This is a genomic window from Lactococcus sp. SK2-659, assembly GCF_020218185.2.
Classification (GTDB): domain Bacteria; phylum Bacillota; class Bacilli; order Lactobacillales; family Streptococcaceae; genus Lactococcus; species Lactococcus lactis.
The window spans coordinates 1,056,267-1,081,930 of the sequence record NZ_JAIWQZ020000001.1; the positions used below are offsets into that span (position 1 = coordinate 1,056,267).

General features: G+C 34.1%; 26 protein-coding genes and 1 riboswitch. Of the genes, 2 read left to right on the forward strand and 24 right to left on the reverse strand.

Annotated features, from left to right (window positions below):
* Window positions 1-60 precede the first annotated feature (60 nt).
* From LDP15_RS04970 to LDP15_RS05065, 20 genes are all read right to left on the reverse strand, one after another.
* On the reverse strand, window positions 61-960 hold the full coding sequence (locus tag LDP15_RS04970) for a DMT family transporter (RefSeq protein WP_042230226.1): 900 nt from the start codon (window positions 958-960) through the stop codon (window positions 61-63).
* Window positions 961-1,291: 331 nt separating this feature from the next.
* Window positions 1,292-2,569: a citrate:cation symporter gene (locus LDP15_RS04975; protein WP_003131417.1), complete on the reverse strand. Its 1,278-nt coding sequence runs from the start codon at window positions 2,567-2,569 to the stop codon at window positions 1,292-1,294.
* Window positions 2,570-2,583: 14 nt separating this feature from the next.
* A complete protein-coding gene (locus LDP15_RS04980; protein WP_015426201.1) occupies window positions 2,584-4,206 on the reverse strand; it encodes a malolactic enzyme in 1,623 nt (540 codons plus the stop codon).
* 417 nt (window positions 4,207-4,623) lie between these two features.
* Window positions 4,624-6,165, reverse strand: a complete 1,542-nt coding sequence (gene abc-f / locus LDP15_RS04985) for a ribosomal protection-like ABC-F family protein (protein WP_015426200.1) — start codon at window positions 6,163-6,165, stop codon at window positions 4,624-4,626.
* An 85-nt stretch (window positions 6,166-6,250) separates the two neighbouring features.
* Complete coding sequence (locus tag LDP15_RS04990; protein ID WP_003131412.1) at window positions 6,251-6,412, reverse strand: hypothetical protein; 162 nt, start codon at window positions 6,410-6,412, stop codon at window positions 6,251-6,253.
* A gap of 274 nt (window positions 6,413-6,686) precedes the next feature.
* Entirely contained in the window at window positions 6,687-7,448 is a 762-nt protein-coding gene (locus LDP15_RS04995) for a (S)-acetoin forming diacetyl reductase (RefSeq protein WP_012897548.1), read from the reverse strand.
* Window positions 7,449-7,477: 29 nt separating this feature from the next.
* Window positions 7,478-8,548, reverse strand: a complete 1,071-nt coding sequence (locus LDP15_RS05000; protein WP_225513312.1) for a 2,3-butanediol dehydrogenase — start codon at window positions 8,546-8,548, stop codon at window positions 7,478-7,480.
* Window positions 8,549-8,772: 224 nt separating this feature from the next.
* Window positions 8,773-10,017: an FtsW/RodA/SpoVE family cell cycle protein gene (locus LDP15_RS05005; RefSeq protein WP_015426198.1), complete on the reverse strand. Its 1,245-nt coding sequence runs from the start codon at window positions 10,015-10,017 to the stop codon at window positions 8,773-8,775.
* A 221-nt stretch (window positions 10,018-10,238) separates the two neighbouring features.
* Window positions 10,239-10,844: a TVP38/TMEM64 family protein gene (locus LDP15_RS05010; RefSeq protein ID WP_003131406.1), complete on the reverse strand. Its 606-nt coding sequence runs from the start codon at window positions 10,842-10,844 to the stop codon at window positions 10,239-10,241.
* Entirely contained in the window at window positions 10,841-11,272 is a 432-nt protein-coding gene (locus LDP15_RS05015; protein WP_015426196.1) for a CvfD/Ygs/GSP13 family RNA-binding post-transcriptional regulator, read from the reverse strand. The genes LDP15_RS05010 and LDP15_RS05015 overlap by 4 nt, the downstream gene beginning before the upstream one ends.
* A 1-nt stretch (window position 11,273) precedes the next feature.
* Window positions 11,274-11,864: a peptidylprolyl isomerase gene (locus tag LDP15_RS05020; protein ID WP_012897543.1), complete on the reverse strand. Its 591-nt coding sequence runs from the start codon at window positions 11,862-11,864 to the stop codon at window positions 11,274-11,276.
* A 102-nt stretch (window positions 11,865-11,966) separates the two neighbouring features.
* Window positions 11,967-12,773, reverse strand: coding sequence for a Cof-type HAD-IIB family hydrolase (locus LDP15_RS05025; RefSeq protein WP_015426195.1), 807 nt, complete (start codon window positions 12,771-12,773; stop codon window positions 11,967-11,969).
* Window positions 12,774-12,843: 70 nt separating this feature from the next.
* A complete protein-coding gene (locus tag LDP15_RS05030) occupies window positions 12,844-13,473 on the reverse strand; it encodes a response regulator transcription factor (RefSeq protein ID WP_003131402.1) in 630 nt (209 codons plus the stop codon).
* Window positions 13,474-13,500: 27 nt separating this feature from the next.
* Entirely contained in the window at window positions 13,501-14,499 is a 999-nt protein-coding gene (locus LDP15_RS05035; protein ID WP_015426194.1) for a sensor histidine kinase, read from the reverse strand.
* Window positions 14,496-15,125 carry a cell wall-active antibiotics response protein LiaF gene (gene liaF / locus LDP15_RS05040; RefSeq protein WP_225513313.1) on the reverse strand — a complete coding sequence of 210 codons (630 nt, stop codon included), beginning with the start codon at window positions 15,123-15,125 and terminating at the stop codon, window positions 14,496-14,498. The genes LDP15_RS05035 and liaF overlap by 4 nt, the downstream gene beginning before the upstream one ends.
* 164 nt (window positions 15,126-15,289) lie before the next feature.
* Entirely contained in the window at window positions 15,290-15,559 is a 270-nt protein-coding gene (gene rpsN, locus LDP15_RS05045) for a 30S ribosomal protein S14 (RefSeq protein ID WP_015426192.1), read from the reverse strand.
* 97 nt (window positions 15,560-15,656) lie between these two features.
* Window positions 15,657-16,955, reverse strand: a complete 1,299-nt coding sequence (locus LDP15_RS05050) for an LCP family protein (RefSeq protein WP_015426191.1) — start codon at window positions 16,953-16,955, stop codon at window positions 15,657-15,659.
* Between the two features lie 30 nt (window positions 16,956-16,985).
* Window positions 16,986-18,185: an FtsW/RodA/SpoVE family cell cycle protein gene (locus LDP15_RS05055; protein WP_015426190.1), complete on the reverse strand. Its 1,200-nt coding sequence runs from the start codon at window positions 18,183-18,185 to the stop codon at window positions 16,986-16,988.
* A 380-nt stretch (window positions 18,186-18,565) separates the two neighbouring features.
* A riboswitch (M-box (ykoK) riboswitch) is annotated at window positions 18,566-18,727 on the reverse strand.
* 306 nt (window positions 18,728-19,033) lie between these two features.
* Window positions 19,034-19,366, reverse strand: coding sequence for a metal-sulfur cluster assembly factor (locus tag LDP15_RS05060; RefSeq protein WP_003131392.1), 333 nt, complete (start codon window positions 19,364-19,366; stop codon window positions 19,034-19,036).
* 185 nt (window positions 19,367-19,551) lie between these two features.
* The gene (locus LDP15_RS05065; protein WP_015426176.1) at window positions 19,552-21,951 is read right to left on the reverse strand and encodes a YhgE/Pip domain-containing protein; all 2,400 of its coding nucleotides are present in this window, start codon (window positions 21,949-21,951) and stop codon (window positions 19,552-19,554) included.
* Window positions 21,952-22,114: 163 nt separating this feature from the next.
* Here LDP15_RS05065 and LDP15_RS05070 point away from each other — a divergent pair, with 163 nt between their 5' ends.
* A complete protein-coding gene (locus tag LDP15_RS05070; protein WP_003131387.1) occupies window positions 22,115-22,648 on the forward strand; it encodes a TetR/AcrR family transcriptional regulator in 534 nt (177 codons plus the stop codon).
* A 67-nt stretch (window positions 22,649-22,715) separates the two neighbouring features.
* Here LDP15_RS05070 and LDP15_RS05075 read toward each other — a convergent pair whose 3' ends face one another.
* Both LDP15_RS05075 and LDP15_RS05080 read right to left on the reverse strand, forming a co-directional pair.
* Window positions 22,716-23,063 (reverse strand): HU family DNA-binding protein, encoded by a 348-nt coding sequence (locus tag LDP15_RS05075; protein WP_015426175.1) that lies wholly within the window; start codon window positions 23,061-23,063, stop codon window positions 22,716-22,718.
* A gap of 121 nt (window positions 23,064-23,184) precedes the next feature.
* On the reverse strand, window positions 23,185-23,610 hold the full coding sequence (locus LDP15_RS05080) for a universal stress protein (RefSeq protein ID WP_015426174.1): 426 nt from the start codon (window positions 23,608-23,610) through the stop codon (window positions 23,185-23,187).
* Between the two features lie 257 nt (window positions 23,611-23,867).
* On the opposite strand from LDP15_RS05080, the gene LDP15_RS05085 reads away from it, so the two are divergent.
* The gene (locus LDP15_RS05085; RefSeq protein ID WP_003131383.1) at window positions 23,868-24,023 is read left to right on the forward strand and encodes a hypothetical protein; all 156 of its coding nucleotides are present in this window, start codon (window positions 23,868-23,870) and stop codon (window positions 24,021-24,023) included.
* 114 nt (window positions 24,024-24,137) lie between these two features.
* On the opposite strand, the gene pnuC is transcribed toward LDP15_RS05085, so the two are convergent.
* Both pnuC and LDP15_RS05095 read right to left on the reverse strand, forming a co-directional pair.
* The gene (gene pnuC / locus LDP15_RS05090) at window positions 24,138-24,869 is read right to left on the reverse strand and encodes a nicotinamide riboside transporter PnuC (RefSeq protein ID WP_042230211.1); all 732 of its coding nucleotides are present in this window, start codon (window positions 24,867-24,869) and stop codon (window positions 24,138-24,140) included.
* Between the two features lie 198 nt (window positions 24,870-25,067).
* Window positions 25,068-25,604, reverse strand: a complete 537-nt coding sequence (locus LDP15_RS05095) for an HdeD family acid-resistance protein (RefSeq protein WP_010905603.1) — start codon at window positions 25,602-25,604, stop codon at window positions 25,068-25,070.
* Window positions 25,605-25,664: the final 60 nt, after the last annotated feature.

The window sequence follows — 25,664 nt, forward strand, 5'->3', positions numbered from 1 at the left end:
AAAAATATTATATCAGAATTTTCTAATAAACCAGTTTTAAAAAAAACCCCTAGGTTTCTTTTAAGCTTGTTCTGATTTCGATAGAAGAATAACAGACACGATGACCATAACAATCCCTAGTAATTCGAGTGGGGTTAACTTCAAGCCAAATAATGGAATACTAAAAAAAACAGAAGTCAATGGTTCAGTAGCTGTTGCAACAGAAACAACAAGCGGTGAAATCAATTGAAAGGCTCTTAAAAGCAACAAAAAAGCCAGTGCTGTTCCAACAATAGAAATTGTTAAAACATAAAAAATTGACAAGGGTTCAATTCGAAAATCAATACGCCAAACTGGATAGAAGATATTACAGGCAATCCCCGCAAGCATCATTCCCCATCCGGTCATATTGAGTGCGCCATATTTATCTAATAATGGCCGAGGGATGATTGAGTAAATAACAACAGCTACACCAGCGAGAAGTCCTGTTACAAGGGCTAGGGGACTGATTGATAAATGTTTGATATTTCCGTCCGTAATCAACAAAAAAACACCTATCATTGCTAAAATGACGAATAAGACCGATTTGGGTTTTGGTACTTGACGTTGAAAAATGAGTAAATAAAGCATAATAAAAACGGGTGCTGTATATTGTAAAATTGTCGCTGTAGCACTATTTGAAAGTTGAATAGCCACATAATAAAAATATTGAACAGAAAATACCCCACCAAAAACATACAAAAAGAGGGTTGGCATATTCTTTTTTGATTTCCAGACATCAAAAAAACGCTCGTGGTCTCGCGAAAAAGACATGGCCAATAAAATAATACCAGCAATCGTTAAACGTGTTGATGTAATCCAAAGCGGGCTACCATGATAATCACGGAAAAAAAGCTGACCAAAAATGCCAGAAATTCCCCACATACAACCGGCAACTACTGCATAAAGTGTGCCTTTAAAAATTTGTTTTTTTACATTCATTTTTATATTATACCATACATCAAGAGGGTTCATTAGGGTTCAGTCATCATTATGTTTTTATATATTACGTTCTCGATTATTAGTGAGTTTAAGACATAATGGAGTTAAAAGAATAGCTTAATATTTTATCAAACAAGGAGTGTGTATCTTAAAGATTAGCAGAAAATTTGTTAAATCTTTACATTATTTTACTATCAATATGGCTCCAAAATTTTATATTTACTTGAACCACTTCAGGCGAAAGGCGATATAGTCCCAACTATTTTATTTTCTTAATCAGTTAATTTTGTTAAAAAAAAAACATTTTATATAAAATGTTTTTTTGGTTATTTTAATAAAAGAATCGGATAAGAATTCCACCGAAGATAAGGACAATTGCACCACAGAGTCTATTAGCCATCTGTGCAAAAGCAATCATTTCCATTCTATCTGATGCAGACAAGACAGCAATGTTACCTGTTCCACCCATAGAATTATTGATCATCCCTGCACCAATGGCAGTTTCGACTGGATAAAGGCCAAAAAGGCGAGCCAAGAACCAACTAGCAAGTCCCATTACAACAACACTTGTCAAGCAAAGTACAACAAATTGCCATGTAAATGCTGAAGCAAGAGTATTCAAGTCAATCAAAGCAAGACCAATACCTGCCAAAACAGCATGAGTAAGGTTTGTCATAATCACTTGGTTAAACATTACAACAGATTCTTCTAAATCTTTAGGAACAGTATTTGTTGCTTTCAAGATAAATACAATAATAATCATAAATGCATATTGATGAATATTAGGGAAGAATTTGTTCAAGATGTCACCAGCCATCAAAAGAGCAAAGGCAAAGAGCATTCCTGTTCCGATTTGTTGAGCATCTAATTTTATTTTAGGTTTAGCCAACTCTTCTTTAGTTGCTGCAACAAGAGTCCCATGTCCATTATATTTAGATTTATTGAATACTTTAGCAATAGATAAGGCACCAATAATCGCAAGAATATTACCAAAAGTAACTGCTGGTGCAAGTTGAGAGAAGATAGCTGCTTGGTTTCCATGAGCCAATCCGGCTGCATAGATTTGAGAGAGTGGAGTAATACCGGCTCCCATACCACCTGACATCATTGGCATAGAAACATACATTACAGAATCAGCAAATCCATTACCAATAAGCATTCCTACGAGACCTACTGAGAAGAAACCAATAACCATAGTAATTAAAGCAATCGGAATAAATTTCTTGGAAGCTTTAACCAAAAGATTTCTGTTCATTCCTAAAATAGATCCACAGATAAGTGCAGCTATATAAAAATCAAGAAATCCAAATTTCCCTCCCATAAAATTGGAAACTGCTCCAATAACATTTGAAGGAACAATGTGGAAGAAAGATAATAGAGTAGCACCAATTAAAGTGAAAACAGATCCCCCACCTAAGTATGAATTCATAATAGGGAGTTTTTCTCCTATGAAGTATAATAGGTGACCTAATGTTACAAGTAGGAGAGTTAACCCTACCATATCAAGTGGAAGTTTTCCTAAAAGTGTTACAACTATGATGACAGCTACGAAAAAGGCATATAAGGGAAGACTAATTCCCGATATTTTCGTTTCTTTAAGTTTTTTCATTTAAGATATTCCCCTTAGTACTCTGGATACCATTTAAGATCACGAACTGCTTTAGCCATATCAGTTTCTTTAGATTCAGTAAGACCTTGTTCTTGAGCTTTCTTAGCAACTGCTTCTGCAACTTTAATTGATACATCAGCAACAAATTCAAATGGAGGAAGAACAGGAGCACCTGGTTTACCTGGATCTACTAAACCGCTCAATGAATGTGCAGCTGCACCGATCATTTCATCTGTCAAAAGTTTTGCTTCAGATGCCAACATTCCTAAGCCCAAACCTGGGTAGATAAGTGAGTTGTTTGCTTGACCAATTTGATAATCAACACCTTTGTAGCTGATTGTTCCTGAAGGAACACCAGTAGCGACAAAAGCTTTTCCATCAGACCACTCAATAACTTGTTCAGCTGTAGCTTCCATTTTTTTAGTTGGATTTGAGATAGGGAAGATTACTGGGCGTTCTGTATTAGCACACATTGCTTCAACAACTTCTTTTGTAAAAGCACCTGGATTAGTTGAAGTTCCTACTAAAATAGTTGGTTTTATTGTCTTAACAACGTTAAGAAGGTCAGTCATATCTCCAGCATCTTTATAATCAGCACGTTTTTTAGCAAATGGTTTTTGAGCTGGTGTAAGGTCTTCCATATCATCAAAAAGTAAACCTTGTTGATCAATCATGAAGAAATGTTTGTAAGCTTCTTCTTCAGAAAGGCCTTCACTAACCATTTCAGCATGAACACGACCAGCAATCCCTGCACCAGCTGAACCACCACCATAGCAAAGGTATACTTGATCAGTTAATTTTTCACCTGTAATGTCAAGTGATCCGAAAATACCACCTAAAACAACAATACCAGTTCCTTGAATGTCATCATTAAATGTTGGGATTTTTGTTTTGTAGTTATTTAAAATTGTTGCAGCATTTGAACGTCCGAAATCTTCCCAGTGAAGGTACAATTTAGGGAAAATTGATTCTGCAGTTTCTACAAATTGATCGACGAAACTGTAGTATTGATCACCGTAAATACGTTCTTGATGATTTCCTAGATACAAATGATCTTCTAAAAGTTCTTTTCTATTTGTTCCTGCATCTATAACAACTGGAAGTACAGACGCTGGATCAATACCTGCTGCGGCTGTATAAATCATTAATTTACCAACTGAGATATCAACACCTTGAGTTCCCCAGTCTCCGATACCAAGGATTCCTTCAGCATCAGTTACAACAATAAGACGAATTTCTCTGTCACCTGCTGCATTTTTCAATGTTTCAGTAATGTTTTCAGGGTGGTTAATATCAAGATAAGCAGCATATTGTGGATCTACGAACAAATGACTGTAGTTTTCAATTGTATCAGCAATTGTTGGATCATAAACAACTGGATTAAATTCTACAATATGTTTGTTAAATAAGTAGTAAAACAAAGTACGGTTTGTATTAAAAATTTCCATCAAGAAATGACGTTTTTCTAAATCAGATGGTTTTGTCAAATATTGTTCGTAAGTTTGTTCAGCTTGTTCTTCAATTGTTTGAACAGTTGGTGGAAGAAGACCAATCAACCCGAATTCTTGACGTTCTTTCATAGTAAAAGCTGTTCCTTTATTTAAAAAAGGATTGTTTAAAATTTCATGTGCACGCATCGTACAACCTCCATAAAAATTATAATTAATGTTATTACTTTATTACTATAAACTTCTTTTATCGTTATAGTCAAATCCCTTGGTGTTGATAAATTTTATTTATAACGCATAAATAATGTCAATGTTTATCTAAAAGGCTTGATATAAAAATAGATGATATTAATCAAAGAAATAATAGTAATAATTAGCTTATAACTATATAAACGATGAACTGTTCTTCTCCTATTACTATTACTAATTTATCGGGCTTTCAAACAATTTAAGTTTAAGATTTTTTGTCAATGGTGGTTGTGTATCTAAAGTATCCATTTTTTTAAATAAAAACAAAATTGTGCGCTTTGCTTTATTCATATTTTCTATTATATGAAAGTATTCTAAAAAAGTAGAGTAAAATCACTCTACTTTTATTTTTTAAATTTATGTATCTTTTAGGTTAATAATTTGATTAGAAATTTTTTCAACAAATGCTTGATCATGTTCGACCAGAAGCATTGTTGGATGATAAGTTTCTAGAAGTTGAATTATTTGTTCACGATTAAACACGTCAAGATAATTAAGCGGCTCATCCCAGAGATAAAGCTCTGCTTCTTGTGATAAACTACGAGCTAATTCAACCTTTTTTTGTTGTCCTTGACTCATCGTTTCTATCTTTTGACTAAATTGCTTGCGCTCCATCCCCAGTTTTCTGAGATTAGCTAAAAATAATTCATAATCTAATTGATATTCGGTAGCAAAGTCTTTCAGGTAACCACGATTATCATAAATCTGACGAACAAATGATAGCCTTATCCCTTGAGGAAATTGAACAAATCCACTGTGCTCACCAGAAAATTCCCCAGATAAATATTTAATAATACTTGATTTCCCTTGACCATTTGGTCCGACAATTGCTGCAATCTCTCCCACTTTCAAAGAAAAATCAATCGGCTGGAAAAGTAATTTTTCGGTAAATCCAAGAGAAAAATTTTCAAACTGAATCAGTCTTTTATGATGTGAAGGTTGAAAATTAATGACAAGAGGTTCAGTTTTTTCGATATTTTTGAGTAATTTCTCTTTATTCTCAACTTCCTGTCCCATTCGTTTTTCAATTGATTTTGCTCGTTGATTCTGTTTTTTGGCAACTTTTTTATCCACAAAGGTTGCTCCGGCAACATTTTCTCGTTGATTGGACCAATCTCTTTTTTCTAACGAAGTCTTTTTCAGTCTTGAAATATCTTTACGTAATTTTTCATCTTCAGCAAGTTCAAAGTCATCACGCAACTGTTTCTCTCGTTCATAGGTTGAGAAATTTCCCTGATAGAGAACTATTTGCTGACGTTCAATTGCCAAGGTGTGGTCACAGACTTCGTCAAGAAAATTTCGGTCATGTGATACAACGATAAATCCTGATTTCTTTTGAAGATAGTCAGCAACTATTTTTCTGCTTTCCATATCCAAATGATTTGTTGGTTCATCAATTAGTGGAAAATTGTCCTCATCTAAAAATAAAATTGCCAAGAGACACTTGGTTTGTTCCCCACCTGATAAACTTCCAAAAGGACGCCAAAGAATTTCTAAATCAACTTTCAATAAAGATAATTCACGTTCTAATTTCCATTGTTCAAATTCGACTAATTCATTTAGCACATAATAAGTTAATTGTGAATTTCTGTCAGTAATTTTTACTGACAGACTTTCTACAGAATATTTATCAGCAGTATTTTGTTTTTTAGATTTATCTTTATCATTAAAATCTTCTTCTGTCAGTAATTGGGGGAAGTAAACAAAGTTTTTGTCAGTAATTATCGAGCTGTCAGTAGTTATTTTACCTTGTAGTAAGTTTAAAAGGGTTGATTTTCCACGGCCATTTCGCCCTACTAATCCTAATTTCCAACGGTCATCAATATTTATTTGGGCATGATTGAAAATCAGATTATCCCCGTAGCCAAAGGTTAAGTCTTTAAATTCAATATTTGACATTTAATTCTCCTCTCATTTGTGAGAATTAAGAAATCTAATTTGAGTAGAAAAACTCAGAGTGAGTTCCTCTGAATGTTCATAAATCTCAAATTCCCGCTTTTCTTGGAGCATTAATTTTTGCTCCGTGTTGATTTTGCTTGGTTGCTTTTACTGCTGTCATCCCATTAGTATTTTTCCCAGCAAATTGCGGTTTATTCTTCTTAATTTGTTCTAGTTTAGCTTGCATTTCTTTTTGTTTTTGATTCATTATTTTCTCCTTAAATTAAAAAAGCTCTTTTCACAACTTAGGTGAAAAGAGCTTTAAAAGATACAAATTCTGACAAATTGCCCAATCTGTAAACATAATAAAAGTCTATTCTCTCTAAGTTATGAAGACAACAAAAACACTCGATTTTTACGAATATTTTTAAAGTTCAAAACTTAGATTTTCAATAGACCTTACCTCGTTCATTTATTTAAGACAATTATAGCACATAATAAAATGAACTGTCAAGATAAAAACTTGACAGTTCATTTTTAGATTAATGGAATTGCATTCCTCCATCAACAATTATTGTTTGACCGGTAATATAGTTTGAATCAGGGCCAGCTAAGAATGAAACAACATTTGCCACATCTTCAGGCTCAGATAAACGTTTCATGGCAATATCTTTTGCGAAAGTTTGCATTCCCCATTCATCATCTTTACCAGCATTTTTACCAACTTGATGCGCAATATCAAACATCATTGGTGTTTTTACAATCCCTGGTGCATAAGCATTAACTGTGATTCCTTCTTCTGCTAAATCACGTGCAGCAATTTGAGTCATCCCACGAACAGCAAATTTTGAAGAAGAATAGAGCATTAGATTTGGATTTCCAACAACTCCAGCTTGTGAGGTTGCGTTGATAATTTTACCTCCATGACCTAATTTTCTAAAAAGTGCTGTTGCTGTCTGTGTTCCCCACAAAACTCCACCAACATTAATATTATAGACCTGATGAAATTGTTCAGGTGTAATTGTTTCAATTGGTGTTGTTGGGGCAATTCCGGCATTATTAACTACAACATTTAAATCACCAAATTTGTCGACAACAGCATTCAAAGCTGAAATAACTTGTTCACGGTCGGAAACATCAGCTTTAACCGCAAATGAGTTTTCTCCAAGTTCTTTTGCTGCTTTTTGAGCTGTTTCTTCGTTGTAATCAATAATAGCTACTTTAAAACCATCATTATAGAGACGTTTTGCGATTGCAAAACCGATTCCTTGACCTGCTCCAGTAACTGCTGCAATTTTAGACATCTTATTTCTCCTTTATTTATTTAATTATTTTATAGACCTTTACCAGTGGGTGAAACTAAAATTTTAACAGCTGTTTCATTATGATGAATCAGCGTATCAAATCCTTTATCAATCAAATCATCCAAACCGATTTTAGCTGTGATGAATTGGTCCAATTTTATTTTACCTGTTGATACTAAATCAATTGTTTTTGGATGAGTGTTATTATAAGCAATCGTTCCTAAAAGGTTAGCCTCTTTGATTACTAATTTTGCCATATCAACACTAGCAGGCTTGCCCCAAATTGCAACAATGACAACTGTTCCACCCATACGAATCGCATCTAGACAAGCGTCAAATCCCGGTTGGACAGAGGTACATTCAAAGGCTGCGTCCACTCCTTTTTCATTAATTTCATGAACTTTAGCTTGAATGTCATCTTCAATTGGATTGAAGAAATAATCAGCAACTTGTGCTTCTTGTGCTTTTTTGCGGCGAAGTCCACTAGGTTCACTGATGATAACAGTATGTCCTTGCGCTTTTGCAACGGCAGCAGTTAATAGTCCAATTGGTCCAGCACCAACAACTAATACCGTACTCTTTTCACTTAAATTTGCTCGTTCAACAGCGTGATAGCCAACTGATAGTGGCTCAATTAGAGCGGCTTCATCCAAAGGTAAGTTATCAGGAATTTTGTGAACCCAACGTTCATCAACAGAAATTTTTTCAGCCAAACCTCCGCCATTTCCACCCAAACCAATAAAGTTTGAACCTTCTGAGAGGTTATAATGTCCAGTTTCACTTGTATCAGTACCTTCGGGAACGATATAAGGTTCGACAACGACATGGTCACCTACTTTAAGTCCGCTTACTCCTTCACCTATAAAATTTACAAACCCAGACATTTCATGTCCAAGAGTGACTGGTGGTACTTCTCCAGTAATTGGATTAGGATGTTCTGCTGACGGACAAAAAATTGGGCCATCTAAAAATTCATGAAGATCTGTTCCACAAATTCCACACCAAGCCACATCAATGCCAACTTGACCAGCTTTTATTATTGGTTCATTAATTTCATCAACGCGGATATCCCCGCGGTCGTAAAAACGTGCTGCGCGCATAAAAACGCCTCCTCTATATAGGATGGTTGTCGTTTCAGGCAATCAATTAAATTTAGTATTTGAGATTTCTCTCACAAATTTATTCTATCATTAATTCTAATAATTTACAAAAATTTAAAGCGTTTTCTCCCTTGATATATATAGACTTTTAAATGTTTTATCGTAATAAAAAAGCTACTGAATTTTCTGTCAGTAACTTTTACTTTTTGTATTCTTATTAATTGTTAACGTCTATTTCTTCGACGATTTTTTCGACTATCACCCTTAACTGGGATTTGTCTTTGTTCCTTGACAAATTCTGGTAATTGATTATATTTCATTGATAAAACAAGCCCTAAGCCAATGATATTTGCCATTAAGGCCGATCCTCCTTGAGAAATGAAGGGTAAGGGAATACCTGTTAAAGGAACAACACCAATAGCTGCTCCAATATTTTCAAAGACATGGAAGAGAATCATCATAATAATACCCGTTGAAATATAGGTATAAAACTGATTATTTGATTTGAAAGTTACTCGAATCATTCGATAAATCAGCATAAAGTAAAGGAAAATCAAAAAGGCTGATCCAACAAATCCAAAATCTTCAGCAATGACAGTGAAAATCATATCTGATTCTCGAACGGGAACATTGACATTAGCTACACCAACTCCTTTACCCCAAAGACCACCAACACCAACTGAAATCAATGAGCGTGCTTGTTGAAGACTGAAAGTTTGAGAATATTCAAAAGGATGTAACCATGCGATAAAACGATTGACCTGATACTGAGCAAAACTGGTACTTTCAAGAAATTTTTGTCCCTCTGGTGAAGCAACTAGAGCAACAATTCCTCCAGCTACTGCTGCTACGAAAAGAAAAGCTGGCGCAAGTATTTTCCAAGAAATACCAGCAACTAAAATAATTCCAGCAAAGATAGCTGCAAAGACCAAGAAAGTTCCGAAGTCTTTTTGAAAGACTGATAAAATGGCAACTGGAATTGTTTCAAGTATCAGAAGTCCGATTAAGCGGAAATCATCTTTGAGTACTCGTTTTTTTAGATTATTTTGGAAGGTAACCACAATCCTAGCCGAAAATAAAATATAGGAAAGTTTCATAAACTCCGACGGTTGAAAAAGATTTCGTCCTCCAAAAGCGAGCCAGTTTTTTGCACCTGTTGAAGCATAGGTTGCTTTATCGTAGAAAAAGATCGGTAGAACCATTAATATAAGACCTAATAGGTAAAAAAATGGTGTTAAGTTCCATAAAAACCTTGAATCCATATGCATGACAATTAAAGCAACAAAGAGTCCGACAATAACCCAAGTTCCTTGTTGAACAACTAGATTCGTTGCTTGTGTGGGGTGGTCATGACTTACTGCAACATAAAGTGCGTAAAGACCAATCAATATTAGCATAAAGGCTGGTAAAATTAGCCCATAATCAATTCGTGAATCAAATGTAAATCTATTTGCTTTCTTGTTTTTCAAAACTAGCTCCAGTCAGTTTAATCTTGTTTTGGCAATTCATTTGGGGCAATTTGCTATCACTTAGTTCTAACTTTTGCTTCAAATTTACAAAAACAATTTTATTATTGAGGTGACTTCTGTTTAAAATCATAAATCCATTCTATTATACAATTTTTTTGGATGAATTGGGCATTCTTTCTCAAAAATTCCAATAAAAAAACACTGAAAGCACTTTCAGCATTTTATAAAATGTGCCCAAGAAGGTCTCCTCCAAAAATCAAAAGATAAGAATAGAGGAGAATTGGCAATGGTTTACATAATAAGATACTCCAAGTGAAGAATTTCCAACTCATTTTTGTTTGACTTGCTATTAAAACAAGGGCATCATCTGGGGCGATAGGAGATAAAATGAGGAGCGCGAAAACAATATTAAAGCGTTTTTGCCCCTTATCCAACCAAGCCATGTATTTATTATATGTTTTTTCTTTGACAAAAGTTTTGGCTAATGAAGAACCATATTTTTTACCAAAGTGAAAAAGTAAAAAAGAGCCCGCAACAATTCCAAAGTAATTATAAACAAAACCCCAAACTGGTCCAAAAATCATGACCCCTGCTGCCATTGTAATCCCACCTGGTATGATTGGAACAATGACTTGCAAAATTTGCATACAAAGGAAGATTAATGGTCCTAAAAAACGATGTGCCACAATCAATTGTTGTAAGACCGCTTGATTTTGAAATGCACCAAGGCGCCATAAATAAATGCCACCAACAATTGTCGCAACAAAGCCAAGAATAGTAATTAAATTAAAAACTCGCTTGATATATCTTAATACGTTATCATTCAAAGAAAATCCTCACTTTGGGCATTTTTTTTGGCTTTAAGGTAGGCTTCATTTTCTTCAATCCAACCTGGCAAATAATTAGCAAGGGTTTTAAAGCCAATTTTATCCCGAGAATCAGTAAAATGTTTTTTTCGGTAAATATGGTGAACTTGCGGATTTTTTTCCAGACTGCGAATTGACAGGCTAATTTTGCCATTATATTCATCAATATCAATAATTTGTGCCATCACTTTGTGGCCAATTTTAGCAATATCATGAATACTTTTGACATAACCAGATTGAATTTCAGAAATATGAATCAATCCTTTTTGTTCAATTTTTTCTTTATTTGATGAATTATCCAGGTAAAATTTTACAAATGCACCATAATCTTGCATTCCAATAATTTCAACCTCAACAATATCACCGATTTTAGGACTTTTCTTTTCCATATTATGGCTCGATAATCTCAACTGATTCAATAACGACATCATCGACTGGTTTATCTTGCGCACCTACACGAACAGCGGCAATTTCATCGAGAACTTTATAGCTTTCTTCATCAACCAATTGACCAAAGACAGTGTGACGGCCATCAAGGTGAGGAGTTCCACCGCCAGTATATGTTTCAGCTACTTCTTCAGGCCACCCTCCTTGGATAAGTGAATCTTTAGGATAAGGCAAGTTTTTATTTTGAACAATGAAAAATTGACTTCCGTTTGTATTAGGTCCAGCATTGGCCATTGACAAAGCTCCCCGAAGATTAAAGAGGTCCATTGAGAACTCATCTTCAAATTTTTCTCCGTAGATTGAAGAACCTCCCATCCCAGTTCCTGTTGGGTCTCCTCCTTGAACCATGAAATCTTTGATGATACGGTGGAAAATTACTCCATCATAATAACCCTCTTTGCTAAGTTCAATAAAGTTTTTTACGGTTTTTGGAGCAAGGCTATCAAATAATTTTACAGTCATTTTTCCATGATTTGTATTGATAATTGCTGTAGTACCTTTGTAGTTTTCAAGTTCAAGTTGTGGGTAAGTCATATTTTTTAGTTAGTATTTTTATTTCTAAAAATACCTTCCTTTCTTTTTATAAATTAATAAATTTCTGTCAGTAATTTTTACTGACAGTTTTTACTGATAGCTTTAATCAATAATTTTTAAGGCTTGTAAGGCTTTTAAAATTCCATCATTTTCAACAGAATCAGTAATGTAATCTGCTTTTTCTAAAATTTCAGGATGTGAAACCTTCATAGCTACTGACAGACCGGCAAAATCAAAGAGTTCACGGTCATTAAGTCCATCCCCAAAGTTCATCATGTTCTCAGCTTTCAGACCAAGTTCTTGTAAAACTTTTTGACAGCCGATTGCTTTAGAACCTTCCATTGGAACAATATCTGAACTGTTTGGATGCCAACGAACCAAACGAATTTTATCGGATAAAGCTTCTGGTAATTCTAATTGGTCATCATGGTCAGAAATTGTCAACATTTGATAAATTTCATTTGTTTTATAATAATTGGGATTTTCTTCCAATTCCGAATAAACTGGACCAATAGCATCACTAGCAACTTTATCCCATTTGGAAATCCGTAAACTGTCGGAACCAACGAAGGTATATCCGCTTTTCTCAGCTTTTAACCAGCTAATGATTTCTTCAACCAACTCCTTAGAAAAAGTATTTTTATATAATACCTCTCCTGTTTGTCCATTTTCAACATAGGCACCATTGATTGCTACATAGAAATCTGGTTTTAATGCCCGAACTTCTGGAACAACTCCGAAAAGATTTCTTCCCGTTGCAATTCCTGTCATAATCCCTTTTTCACGAAGTTTATGAAAGACTTCAGTGATTGATTCAGGCATAAAAGCTGAATCTTTGACCCTCAAAGTATCATCAATATCAAAAAAAATGATTTTTATTTTTTGGGCTTTTTCTAATATTTTTTCCATCTTTTTTTCACTTTAATTTTATTTGTACAAACTTAATTATATCATATTTCTAACTTGTTTTTCCTCAGGTTTAAACTAAGTGATGTTGAATGGCATAAATTGTTGCTTGAGTTCGGTCTGACACTTCAAGCTTATTAAAAATATTAGAAACGTGAGTTTTGACTGTTTTTAAACTGATAAAAAGTTCGTCAGCAATTTCTTGATTAGAAAGTCCCGTCGCAAGTACTTTTAATACTTCTAATTCTCTTTTTGATAAATCATCATATAATTCATGTTTTCGATGTTTTTGTTGAGCAATCTTTTCCTTGACAGCATCGGAAAGGACATCTTCTCCATTGGCAACTTTTCTGATTGCAGATGCGATATCAGCGGCTTGTGATGTTTTAAGAATATAACCTTTAGCTCCAGCAGCTAAAGCCGGAAAAACTTTTTCGTCATCAATAAAACTCGTTAGAATTAAAATTTTTCGTTCTGGATTTTTGGCTAAAATCTTTTGCGTTGCTCCAATTCCATCAAGTCGATCCATCACTAAATCCATAAGAATAACATCAGGGTCAAGCATTTCAGTTTTTAAAAAGCCTGACTCGCCATCGGCAGCTTCACCAACCACTTCGATATCGGGTTGAATATTCATGAAACTTGATAAACCTAGTCGCACCATCTGGTGGTCATCAACAATTAAAAGTTTAATTTTTTCCATTTTGTTCTTTCTAAATACTCATCATTTTTAAAGGCTCGGCTTCGCTTTAGGGATAATGATTTCAACAGTTGTCCCCGCACCTGGTGCCGACGTTACTTTGGCATCTCCACCAATTAATAAAGCACGCTCTTTGATATTGGCTAAACCGTAACTGGCCGTCTTATCACTAGTAGAAACATCAAAACCGACTCCATCATCAGCAATTTTTAAGAAAATATTTCCAAGTGATTCTCTTAAAGAAACTTCAATGTGTTCGGCTTGCGAATGACGCAAAGTATTCGATAAAATCTCTTGAGCCATTCGAAATAAATTGTCCTCAACATTACTCGTTGCTTCAATGTCAGCCAATTTAACCGTAATATTTGCTGATATTTTCGCTTGAAGTTCGTCTGTCAGTGCTGACAGCCCTTCTGCTAGACTCTTACCATCTAATTCTACTGGTCTAAGATGTAGTAAGAGCGCTCGCATTTCATTTTGTGCAGAATGGAGCACTTTTAAAACCAATTGTGCCTGTGTTTCGATTTGTTCTTTAGTCAAATTTTGTGTCGAACCAGCAACAGAAGATAAAATCATTGTCGCTGCAAAAAGTTCTTGACTGACAGAATCATGAAGTTCCCGTGAAATTCTTTTACGCTCTAATTCAATAATTTCAGCTTTGTCAGCAGATTTTTGCTTAGATAATTCTTGGAGTTCAGCTGACATATTCATAATTTTATCATGAACAGCTTGTAATTCAGGAGATTCAGGTTGTTGATTTTCTTCTAAAAGTTTAATATCATCTTGAAATTTTTGTTGAATAGCCATATTTTCAATATGATTAAAAAGGGTAAAAATCAGCGCAAGTAATCCTGCAACTGATATAAATATCCATAAGCCATAGAAATTATCTCGAAGTTCCCTAATAATATTAGCAGTATTTAGTCCCCCTAAAGGCTGACCACTATTCATCATTATAAATAGTAGAAGGTACATAATAAGGATGATACTAAAAACTGCTAAAAAGGTTGTGAAAAGTGATTTTTTCATCCTCTAATCACCTCAATATTTCCTGAATCAACACGGATATTGATTTTAATTCGTTTTTCCGCCTGATCTAAATTTTCACTAAAATAACGAACATTTCCCGCATTAATTTGTGCTGCCTCATTGAAAATCTTTACAAGCCCAGCATTTGTTGTTAAATCAAGCGAAACTCCTACGTCCTCAGGAACAATAATTTTTGTATTACCTGTCCTTTTTTTAATAGAAAGACTATTGCCAGAAGGTTTAAAAGTAACATCATCAAGATCAATGATATCATTTTGATTTTCATTCATGATTGACTCAGATTCATCTTGAGAAATATCTTCGTAAGAAAAATTTCTTACTCCTCCTTCTCGTGGATTATTTTTCCAAAAAACGATGCAAGCAATCGTAGGGAAGATAATTGCTAACCAGAACCATCCAACTGTGAAGAGAATCATTACCGATATTGCCCCAAAAATGAAACTTATGATACGTAATACACGCGCACGCGAACGAGTCGCCAAGATAGTAAAGAGAATAGCTAAAGCTAGAACTACCCACATACGCGGTGTACTAATCACATGAAAAATCAATCCTAATACAATAAAAATTTCTATAATAAAGATTGCTTTCAATTTTTTATTCATAAATCTATTGTACCAAAAAAAAGCTTACTTTTTCTCGGACTTAAGACTTAAATTTACTTAAGCAAAATAGAGAAAAAATACTCCATTCATTAAGATGAAGCATTCTTTAAATTACTTAATAAAAAAATTTTTATCATATCCCATAAGATTGTTCAAAAAGATTTCTACCAGCTTGACTTCTTAACTCCTGGAATCTTACCTTCATGCGCCAATTTTCTAAAATTAACTCGTGACATACCAAATTTTCGCATGTAGGCTCTGGGTCTTCCGTCAATTCGATCTCGCATTTTCATTCGATTGGGGTGAGAATCTTTAGGCAGTTTTCTGAGAGCTTCATAATTTTTTTTCTTCTTAAGTTTCTGTCTAAGCTCTTGATATTGAGCAACTAATTTTTGTTGCTTTTTAAATTTAGCAATTTTTGATTTCTTCGCCAAAATATTATCCTTTCATTTATTAATTTAGTTAACCAGTTAAGTATATATCATAAATAAAACAATGTCAACTGGTTAACATTATTTTATTTTCTCTATTTTAATTAGCGACTAAAGCTCCTCCTTGACTTGAAACATAGTCTTGGGCATTCTCCTTATTTATTTTTACTAGACTCCCTTTAGTATCCACTCCATAAGTTTCACTTTTTTCACCTTTGATAGTTACCGTCGCAGAAGGCATATAATATTGGTCAGTTTGACTTCCAAAATAGTTTTCATAAGTAATGACACTTTGATCAAGCTTATCAGTGACAGACTCATCATTTGCTTGTCTCATTATATTTTGAATAGCCAAATCCACATTTTTTGGTATGAATTCATAACTTCCACCATCCACCATTTGACTTACTCCTTGATATTGAACAGAAACTACTTTGTTAAGACAATCTTTATAAGCCATAAGTGCGGTCAAATTAGCAAGATTTATTGAAATGTTCGTTTTAAAATCTGATGAAATATCATTTAAAAATGATTGATATTTAAAAACACTATTAAGACTAAGCATCTTGTTCATTAATTCAGTCATAACTTCTCGTTGATGAGCGGCGCGTCCATAATTCCCATTAGCTAACGTATCTCTATCTCGGACAAAAACTAAAGCTTGTTCTCCGTTGATGAGCTGCTTAGGATTTCCTGAAAGATAAGGAACATAAGCTTTATATTCAGGTTCTGTATTTGAGATATAAATCGCTCCACTATCTACAATTTTATCTGAACCAGGCAAAGTTATTTTACCTGAATCAGTCCCTTGATAGACATCTGAGCCATTAGTATCATTAACAACTTCTACTCCTCCAACGTCATTCACAAGATTTACTAAACCGTCCATATTAACAATCATAAAATTATTAAGATTAAGCCCTACTTGATTACCAATCGTTTTCATGGCATAAGTGACAGCAGATGATAACCCACCATTATTAAATCCTAAAGGATAAGCAGCATTCATTTTTTGAGTAGATTGAATTTTTCCAGATGCATCTTCAATATTCGTCATCGTATCTCGTTCCACTGAAATAATAGTGGTTGTTTTTGTCCGAGGATTCAATGTTAAAATAATTTGAGAATCTGAATTTCCATTCCATGAATCTGCCCCACCTCGACTATTATCACCAGTATCCACTCCCATAAGCAATATAGTTAGTGGTTTTTTTGCAGATATACTAGAACTTTTTATTTTTGTATTTACATGAGTTTTCGTTAATGTTTTCTCTGCTTGAACATAGATAACCGCACTAACTGCCACGACTAAAATAACAAAAAGGGACATAAAACGAACAAAATATACCTTTTTAGACCTTTTTATTTTTTTCTTTTGTCTAATTTCTTTTCTTTTCATATCAAGAATACTTCTTTCTTTTGTTAAAAATTATAACTTACTTAAACTCTTTAATTTTTCGTCAGCCGAGCTATTCAAAACCAGTCCTACTGCCAAAGTTGAAATTAAAAATGATGATCCACCTTGTGATAAAAAGGGAAAGGTGACACCTGTTTCTGGAACCAAACCAATTGCTCCACCTAAATTGACAAAAACTTGTATCAGCAAAAAAGATGAACAACCAATTGAAATCATTGAATTAAATGGATCTTTTGCCCGCATCCCCACCAAAAGCATTCGGGTAATCATGAAAAAAATGACAGCTAGGATTATAATTCCACCAATGATTCCCAATTCTTCTACTATTACTGAGAATATAAAATCTGTATGAGCTTCAGGCAAAAATCCTTGTTTTTCAATCGAATTCCCCAGTCCTCTTCCAAACCAGCCACCATCTACAATCGCATAATATGAGTTAGCAAGTTGATGACCCGAAGAAGCCAAGTCAGTAAAAGGATTAACGAATGCTTTAAATCGTGCATTAATATAAGAACCTGGAATCAAATCGCCTCCACTGATAAAAAGAAAGAGCAAAAAACTAAGACTAATCGTAAGCAACATCTTCCCATAACCTGAAAACCATCGCCAAGAAATTCCACTTGCACCAATCATTATCAAGGCTAAGAGCCCAATAATTGCTGTATTTCCTAAATTAGGCATACTGAGTTCCACTATCATTAGTAAGATAATCGGAAATCGCCATCCCCCTACAACTTTTTTTATGAGATTGTTACCCTTAAAAATTGCTTGAATATCATTTTTCTCAATCTCTTCTTGTCTGTTAGAAAAGATAGACGCAAGAAACCAAACAGTAAAAAGTTTTGCAAATTCAACAGGTTGAATGGTTCCGATCCCTGGTAAGGGAATCCATCCATGCGCTCCATTCGCTGATGTATTAGGTCCAACCCTTGAATAAATCATCAGCAAGATAATAATTAGAAAAATTATTTTTAAAATCTTTTCATTTTTTATAATTCTTAATTTTACTCGATAAGTAATAATTAAAGCCACAAAACTTATAATTATAAAGACTCCTTGAGAAATTGCCAATCGATAAGGAGATAGTCCTCGGTTAATTTGATAGGGGACAGTTGCTGAAAACACCATGAGTAAGCCAACAGCTGAAAGAATCAAATAAGGAATCAAAATAGATAAATCTAAAAAACTATTTTTTGTAATTTTTTTATCCATAAATGAATCCCCCTTTGTTAATTTTCCAAATGAACGACAAGAGTATTTCTAGTTGCAAATCAATGAATAACTTTTTCTTTCTTATTTTCTTATTTTTTATTGTTGTATGAATTAATATTTTTGTCATCGGCTTGTACCTCAATTTCTGCTTTATAGTAGATTTTGATTGTACAGCTCTAACTCAGAGAACTAGATTAGATTGAAGTGATAAAAATGCTTGTCCACTTTTATGCTATCTTTCTTTCTATAGCTCCCAGGGTCTGAGCCACTGTTATTCTGTGCTTCCATTTTCACCACCTCCTTTTTTATAAAAAAATTGCCTACGCCGGTTGAACGTAGACAAGGTATGATTTCAAAAAGATACACTATCAAGTGAACTAAAGTACCCAGTATCGTTCAAGCTTTAGCTCCGCAGGGCGATGTTGTTGCACTATTTCACGCCTTCTTTTTTCGACGTGAACTGTTGGCCCTCTCATCGTGTCTCCACGACTCTGCGGCAGCAACCCGTATCCCTGTGGTAGCCTCACCTACCGATGGTTAGAAAATCTCTAACCAAAATTGCTTAAATTAAATTTTCAAAATATTTCCTAAGCAAAAAAATTATAACACGACCTATACTTTTAGTCAAATAACAAATGCATTACCTAAATTAAATGTTTTTTTATTGGTTTAAACCTCTTGTTATGACTAAGTTTTTAGAAATTAGAACTAATAAAAAAATATTATTTTTTAAAATAAAATACCAAAGATTAAAATATACAGACAAAAAGCTTATAATTGAATAATGAATTTCGTTAATAAATAAAAAACTCCCTAGTCAATGCTGACTAAGGAGTCTTTTATTATATTTATCGAATTCCCAAAGCAATACGGGCATAACGACTCATTTTATCAACTGTCCATGCTGGATACCAAACCAAGTTCACCTTGATTTCACCAACTTCTGGCACTTCTTTCAAAGCATCATGAATTTGTTCAGTCAAAAGGTCCGCCAAAGGGCAACCCATTGTTGTCAATGTCATTTTAATTTCTGTAAATCCGTTATCTTCAAAGCTAATTTCATAAACTAATCCGAGGTTGATAATATCAATCCCAAGCTCTGGGTCAATGACGTTTTCAAGGGCAGAGAGAATTTTGTCCTTGATTTCATTCACTTGCTCTTCTGTGTATTTATCTGCCATTTTATCTCCTTAGGCTGTCATAAAAAGCAAAACTTTAAAAGTTGAACGAATGTGCTTTCTAGGACAAATCCAAATTGTCAAATTCTTTTTACAGCTTTATTTTACCAAATTTATTTTAAAATTTCTAGATAAAAAATTACTGACAGAAAAAATTTATTCATAAAATTTTCTGTCAGTAATTTATTTTATGCAAAACGCGAGAATTTCTTGAAGAAACTCAACATGAAAGTAAAGAGAGCGATAATAACCACAAATAGAATTGCTTCTGGTAAAATTGCTCCATTCAAACCAATGGTTTCGCGTAACATTTTTAAACCATAAGTCATTGGTAACCAAGGACTGATGACTTGATATATTTTAGGCGCCAGTTGTAAGGGGTAAGTTCCTGCACTCGTCGCCAGTTGTAGAACTAAGACTACAATCATAAGGAATTCACCAATCTTACCTAGAGCCGTTAAGAAGAAAGTATTGATTGCCATGTAAGCGAAGCTGATTAAAAGTACTGACAACAACATTTCCCACAAATGATTTGGTCTCAATCCAAGAAGAGCAACAGCTCCCCAGACGATGATTCCTTGTAAAAGTGCTACCAAACCATTTGTACCAATTTTCGCCAACATAAATTCGCGACCAGATTTCCATTTTTCACCTGAGAAACCAATTCCAATCACAACATTTGTCGCAAGGGCACCGATAAAGAGAGCAACATTAATCATGTATGGTGTCATTCCTGCACCATTTTCTGGTACATTGTCATGGTCAGTATGTTTAAGTTTCAACGGTGCAGCTACTTTTTTAGCATTTTCATTAGAATTATTAGTTGATGAGAGAGTATCATCTGCTTTGGTTAACGCTATTGACAAGTTATTAGCCCCTGTATTTAGCGTTCCCAAACCACTTGTTAAACTTGAACCTCCATTTGCCAATTGTTGTGAACCAGAGGAAATTTGTTGAGCGCCCCCTGCCAATTGATTTGAACCTGAAGTTAAAGTTGAACCATTCGCTTGTAATTGTGACAATCCAGAAACTAATTGCATTGTCCCGCTTTGTAAATCTTTTGATTTACTTGCTAATTGTTGAGCGCCAGCGTTTGCTTGATTAACTCCGTCAGCGTATTGGGCAAAACCAGAAGTTAATTTTTGACTTCCAGAAGTTAACTGGTCATTAAAATTCGTCAAACCAGCATTTAACTGATTGATACCAGGAATAAATTTTGTGTTTACATTAGTGTTTACTTCGTTCAGACCACCTGAAAGGTCAGCAATTATTTGACTTGCGCCTGGAACTAATGTTTTAAGATCAGCAATTTTTCCAAACATTGGTAGTAGACTTGTAAGACTGTCTTGGACTCCTGTAATATTCTTATTTAATGATAGTAAATCGGTTTGAACTGCTCCGGCACCAACAGAATTATCTAATGCATTTCTTATATCTGTTTTCTGACTTTCGCTTAAAGTTTTAAAAGTCTCAGTACTTTCAACTGCTGTCTTAGAGGCCGCCACTTGATCATTAGCTAGATTTGTGACCGTAGCTCCAAGACCTTCCAAGTTTTTTTGGATATTGGCAGCCAAATTTGGGTCAATCGTATTTTTTTGTAACTCCTGATTTAATTCAGTAAGACCATTTTGTACAGCACTAATATTTTGCTGTTGAGTTTCGGATAAAGTTGTTTTTTGAGCCATTTGACTTAAGCCTTCGGATAGTTGTTGCACACCCGATTGCAATTGACTCACCGCTTCTGACCCTTGAGAAATTTGTGAAATTCCTGCTGACAGCTCTTTTGATTTATCAGCCAGCGTTTGTGTACCTGCTGCTAATTGTTGCGTTCCACTGACAAATTGGTCAGCACCAGAAGAAAGTTGTTGTCCCCCATTGGCAGCCTGATTCACTCCTGATACATATTTATTTAAGCCTGAATTCAAATTATTTGCGCCGTCAGTAAAAGTTAAACTTGATGAAGATAAAGTATTCAAATTACTACTTAATTCTTTTGAACCATCCAATGCTGAAGAAGTTCCATCAGCCAATTTATTTGAACCGTCAGAAGCTTCTTTCATTCCTGACTTCATATCACCAAGCTTAGCAAAAATTTCTTTGGTGTAAGTTTCTGTGATATTTTTAGAAACCTCTGATTTCAGCTGATTCATCGCACTTTCGCTCATTTTTGATGAAATATAGTTATGACCACGTGTTGTTTGATAATCTAACTGGACCGTTTTGGGTTTCTTATTCATTAAAGTCGTTGCATTTTCTGAAAAGTTTTCTGGAAAAGTGATAACCATGTAATAATCACCTTTTTTTATCCCTTTAGAAGCTTTATCCTCTGAAACAAAATGATAATCTAAATCCTTTGATTTTTTCATTTCAGCAATGACATCATCACCAAGTTTGAATTTTTTACCGTTCAATTCAGACGTCTTGTCTAAATTTACAACTGCTACCGGTAAGTCATTAAGTTTACCATAAGGGTCCCACATAGAACCTAAGAAAATATAGTTATAAATTGCTGGTACAAGTGCCAATGCGATAATAACAATAATAAAAAATTTGTGCTTTAAAATGGCTTGCCATTCTTTTTTTAACATCTTTTCCCCTTTCTTTATGGACAACACGTCCAAAAACTGTTACAATACGTATTATAAACTTTTTAGAAAATTTGACAATTATTATCCATTCAGTTTTGGACACATCTTTAAATTTGTCTAAATAGAGCACTTACATTCTAAAAAGGACGGAGGTCCCCCTATAATGTCCAATGACAGCAGAAAAGATCGTACAAAACTTCAATTACGAGATGCCATGATTCAACTTTTAGGCGAGAAATCTTTTGACCAAATTTCAACGACTGAACTTGTGAAATTAGCTAAAGTTAGTCGTAGTAGTTTTTATACTCATTATCAAGATAAATATGACATGATTGAAGCCTATCAACGTCGACTTTTTGAGACTATTCAATATGTCTTTGAAAAAAATAACGGAAATATTCATGCAACGATGCTTGAAACTTTTGAATTTCTAAAAGGAAATCAAATCTATGCCGCTCTTCTTTCGGAAAATGGTAGCAAAGAAATCCACCAGTTTATGTTGCAAAAACTCAAAGAACTTATTCAAAGTTCCTTTTTCCCTCAGTCTAAACATCTTAAATTAGGAAAATTAGGGGAAATTTATGCGACAACCTACTATGCTAATGCTATTTTTGGAACTACTCAATCGTGGATTCGTCGAAAACAAAAGGAAACACCCACTCAAATTGCTAATCTATTAGTTGAGCTCATAAATTAAAAAACGGTTCTTTTTGAAGAATCGTTTTTTATCATTCTATTTGGAAAATAATAGCCATTAACAGGTGTTAATCATGATGCTGAACTTCCAAAATCATATTGCTCAATGTTTCAATCACCATATCTTCATCAGATAGTTCTTGTTTCGTAGCCAATTTTAAAGCTTTTCCAGCTCTAAATACCGGAATATTTTGTTCGCCTACTAAAATTTTTTCTCTTGAATGAACATCATGACTGACTCTGGCTGCACGTTTACGAACTTCAAAAGTTCCAAAATTTGAAATATGCACGGGAGTCCCTTCAGAAATATAGTAAGTGATTGCCTCGACAAAGGCATTGATTGCCTTTGCTGCATTCACTTTTGAAAGTTCTGTACGGTCTGCTACATAATCAATTAACTCCTGTTTCGACGCCATTAACTCATTCCTCCTATTCTCTACATTCCCCTATCATCCTTTTCTTCACTAACTCTAGTGAATTCTTTTGTCATCATATAAATCTTCATAAAAAATCCTAGCTTTCGCCAAGATTTTTTGGTTATTTTACAACCATAACATTGCAAGGCGCATGATTAACAACATAACTTGTCGTCGAACCGACTAACATCCTGTCTAATAATCCCTTACCATTTGAACCGACTACAATCAAATCCAATTCAAATTGCTTTGCAAAATTAATGATTTCTTTCTTTGGATTTCCTGTAAAGGCATGGACTTCAAACTCAACTTCATCATTAATCAGAGCCTCGACTTCAGCAATAATTTCTTTAGATTCTGTTTCTAAATCATCCAAATTAATTGCCAAAGCATAAGGAGTTCCCCGAAGTCTTGTTTCGTCTTTAACATGTAAAACAAATAATGAAGTTTTATTTCTTTTGGCAATGGCGACTGCTTCGTGAATTGCTTCTTTCGATTGGTCAGAGCCATCAACTGCAACTAAAATTTTCTTGTATTCATCTCTCATTGTAAACGCCTCCTTTACTATATTCTATGATAAAATATTTAAGAAGTCCAACTAAACACTCACTATATTTTTAGAAGAAACTTTTATTTTTAAGACTTCTTTTCCAATTTTACTTAGAAGTAAAAATATAATTTTATGAAAATATTAAATCACTTTTTTTGATATTCTGATTTCTTTATGCTACAATTTAGTTGGAATTTCGTTATGAACCAATTTGGTTCCCTTTCGTATAATAAATAAAGAAAGGAGAATGTACTATGACATTCACTAACAAAAACAAATTTTTCCAATATACAGTAACTCTAGATACTTCTCATAATATCTTTAGAGCATCACTTGTAAATGATTCAAATATTTATGGTGCTGGAGATACTATTGAAGAAGCTGTACAAAACTTAGAACAATTAGTTTAAGGAGAAAAAAATGGGCGAGTATCCCAATCGATAAAGGCATCTACTTTAATTTTGAGAGTAGGTGCTTTTGTTATACTTTAAATAAAAAAAGCTGCTCAATGAGCAACTCCCTTTTTAGTTTCTCTCAGTTACTACTTCTCCACTTGCCTTCTTGTCATTCTTCCAAATAGAAAAGAATTTTCCATATAAAGAAGTAACCAAATAGAAAGTAATAGTTAGAAGCATTGCTAAAGAACTTGCAGAATAGCCATCCATAAGTGCTGTTGCCCATAAAATAATCATGACCACATCAGATAAGAGCCAAAGTGAGTAACTATCCCCATAACCTCTAACAACCAAGATTGAAGCCGCAGCTCCAATAATTAAAGTAATAGCATCCCATAAAGGATTGGTGTCTCCAAGTTTTGTATAAATGGTTGTAATCGGCCACCAAAGAACCAACATACTGATGATTGTCAAAATCCATCCTTTTGTCTTCATGAATTTGACCCCATTTTCAATTCGATGTCCCCAAGTTTTCCAAGTGAAAATCAATGGCAAGTCAATCAGCAAAACAAAAACAATTTGATCTAAAACAGAGGCATAGTGACCAGCAGTCCAGTTAATATAGATATAACCAAAAGCACTAATCAGTCCCAAAAGACCATTAATTGGTTTTCCAATCATCATGTAAACTGTACATGCCGACCCCATTAAGGTAGCAATCAAAGTGATTACTGATAAAACCGTAATTGTTGACGTTAAAAAGAAAGCCAACTGTACTCCTATGATAAACGAAAGCATGATACTTCCGGCTGTATTAATTGATTTTAGCTCATCTTTGAGCCATTTGAGATAATTTTTCATTCTCATCCCCAATCTAAGAACGTCAAAAAACGTCCACTAAAAATTATATCACGAATAAAAAATTGTCAGACGCTTCCAAATATATTCTTTAGATTTTTTTGAGACCAACCATTACCAATTTTGTTCCATAAAAATTTTATTTATCTCTAATAAAGTTGCATAAATAAAAAAAGCCGAAATTCGTCGGCCTTTTCGTTTCTATTTATCCCATCTGTAATAGTGAATCATTTTGATGAACCCAACAATTAAAAACTCGATTCCAAGAAGTAACCACAAAGTTACCCCTCCCCAAAGTGGAGAAAATACTAAAGTAAAACCAGCAATAATACTAATTACACTTAAGAAAATCCCCCAGAATTTACTATTGAAATTAGTCAAAACTGTAAGAGTTACAATTCCATCTACAATCCAACTAATCCCCACAAAAATACCAATAAGGACAAAAAGTGATTCTGCGGCTGCATTCAAATCTGAAAAGACAAAAATTCCTGCAAATAAGTAGATAAATCCCAACAAGAGATGGGAAATTCTCCAGAAATTTCCTTTTTCTTCACTTCTTTTGACTAGATTTGCTCCAATATAAATGACACCCATAATTACGAGTGCTACCCCTACAAGAGCTGCGACAATAGCTGCTGTTTTTGTAGGTAAGAATAATATCAATAAACCAATAATAATTGAAATTATTCCACTAAATCCGACTCCGCGTCGAAGTTTTTCAAAATCTGTTAACATAACTTTACCTCCAAAAAATATTCTTCAATTCTCATTTAATTATAACATAATGAATACAGT

Bases quoted from the DNA above. Each gene is read 5' to 3' on its own strand.
- LDP15_RS04970 (WP_042230226.1), bottom strand. From the start codon at position 960: ATGAATGTAAAAAAACAAATTTTTAAAGGCACACTTTATGCAGTAGTT.
- LDP15_RS04975 (WP_003131417.1), bottom strand. From the start codon at position 2,569: ATGAAAAAACTTAAAGAAACGAAAATATCGGGAATTAGTCTTCCCTTA.
- LDP15_RS04980 (WP_015426201.1), bottom strand. From the start codon at position 4,206: ATGCGTGCACATGAAATTTTAAACAATCCTTTTTTAAATAAAGGAACA.
- abc-f (WP_015426200.1), bottom strand. From the start codon at position 6,165: ATGTCAAATATTGAATTTAAAGACTTAACCTTTGGCTACGGGGATAAT.
- LDP15_RS04990 (WP_003131412.1), bottom strand. From the start codon at position 6,412: ATGAATCAAAAACAAAAAGAAATGCAAGCTAAACTAGAACAAATTAAG.
- LDP15_RS04995 (WP_012897548.1), bottom strand. From the start codon at position 7,448: ATGTCTAAAATTGCAGCAGTTACTGGAGCAGGTCAAGGAATCGGTTTT.
- LDP15_RS05000 (WP_225513312.1), bottom strand. From the start codon at position 8,548: ATGCGCGCAGCACGTTTTTACGACCGCGGGGATATCCGCGTTGATGAA.
- LDP15_RS05015 (WP_015426196.1), bottom strand. From the start codon at position 11,272: ATGGAAAAGAAAAGTCCTAAAATCGGTGATATTGTTGAGGTTGAAATT.
- LDP15_RS05020 (WP_012897543.1), bottom strand. From the start codon at position 11,864: ATGACTTACCCACAACTTGAACTTGAAAACTACAAAGGTACTACAGCA.
- LDP15_RS05025 (WP_015426195.1), bottom strand. From the start codon at position 12,773: ATGGAAAAAATATTAGAAAAAGCCCAAAAAATAAAAATCATTTTTTTT.
- LDP15_RS05030 (WP_003131402.1), bottom strand. From the start codon at position 13,473: ATGGAAAAAATTAAACTTTTAATTGTTGATGACCACCAGATGGTGCGA.
- LDP15_RS05035 (WP_015426194.1), bottom strand. From the start codon at position 14,499: ATGAAAAAATCACTTTTCACAACCTTTTTAGCAGTTTTTAGTATCATC.
- liaF (WP_225513313.1), bottom strand. From the start codon at position 15,125: ATGAATAAAAAATTGAAAGCAATCTTTATTATAGAAATTTTTATTGTA.
- LDP15_RS05050 (WP_015426191.1), bottom strand. From the start codon at position 16,955: ATGAAAAGAAAAGAAATTAGACAAAAGAAAAAAATAAAAAGGTCTAAA.
- LDP15_RS05055 (WP_015426190.1), bottom strand. From the start codon at position 18,185: ATGGATAAAAAAATTACAAAAAATAGTTTTTTAGATTTATCTATTTTG.
- LDP15_RS05060 (WP_003131392.1), bottom strand. From the start codon at position 19,366: ATGGCAGATAAATACACAGAAGAGCAAGTGAATGAAATCAAGGACAAA.
- LDP15_RS05065 (WP_015426176.1), bottom strand. From the start codon at position 21,951: ATGTTAAAAAAAGAATGGCAAGCCATTTTAAAGCACAAATTTTTTATT.
- LDP15_RS05070 (WP_003131387.1), top strand. From the start codon at position 22,115: ATGTCCAATGACAGCAGAAAAGATCGTACAAAACTTCAATTACGAGAT.
- LDP15_RS05075 (WP_015426175.1), bottom strand. From the start codon at position 23,063: ATGGCGTCGAAACAGGAGTTAATTGATTATGTAGCAGACCGTACAGAA.
- LDP15_RS05080 (WP_015426174.1), bottom strand. From the start codon at position 23,610: ATGAGAGATGAATACAAGAAAATTTTAGTTGCAGTTGATGGCTCTGAC.
- LDP15_RS05085 (WP_003131383.1), top strand. From the start codon at position 23,868: ATGACATTCACTAACAAAAACAAATTTTTCCAATATACAGTAACTCTA.
- pnuC (WP_042230211.1), bottom strand. From the start codon at position 24,869: ATGAAAAATTATCTCAAATGGCTCAAAGATGAGCTAAAATCAATTAAT.
- LDP15_RS05095 (WP_010905603.1), bottom strand. From the start codon at position 25,604: ATGTTAACAGATTTTGAAAAACTTCGACGCGGAGTCGGATTTAGTGGA.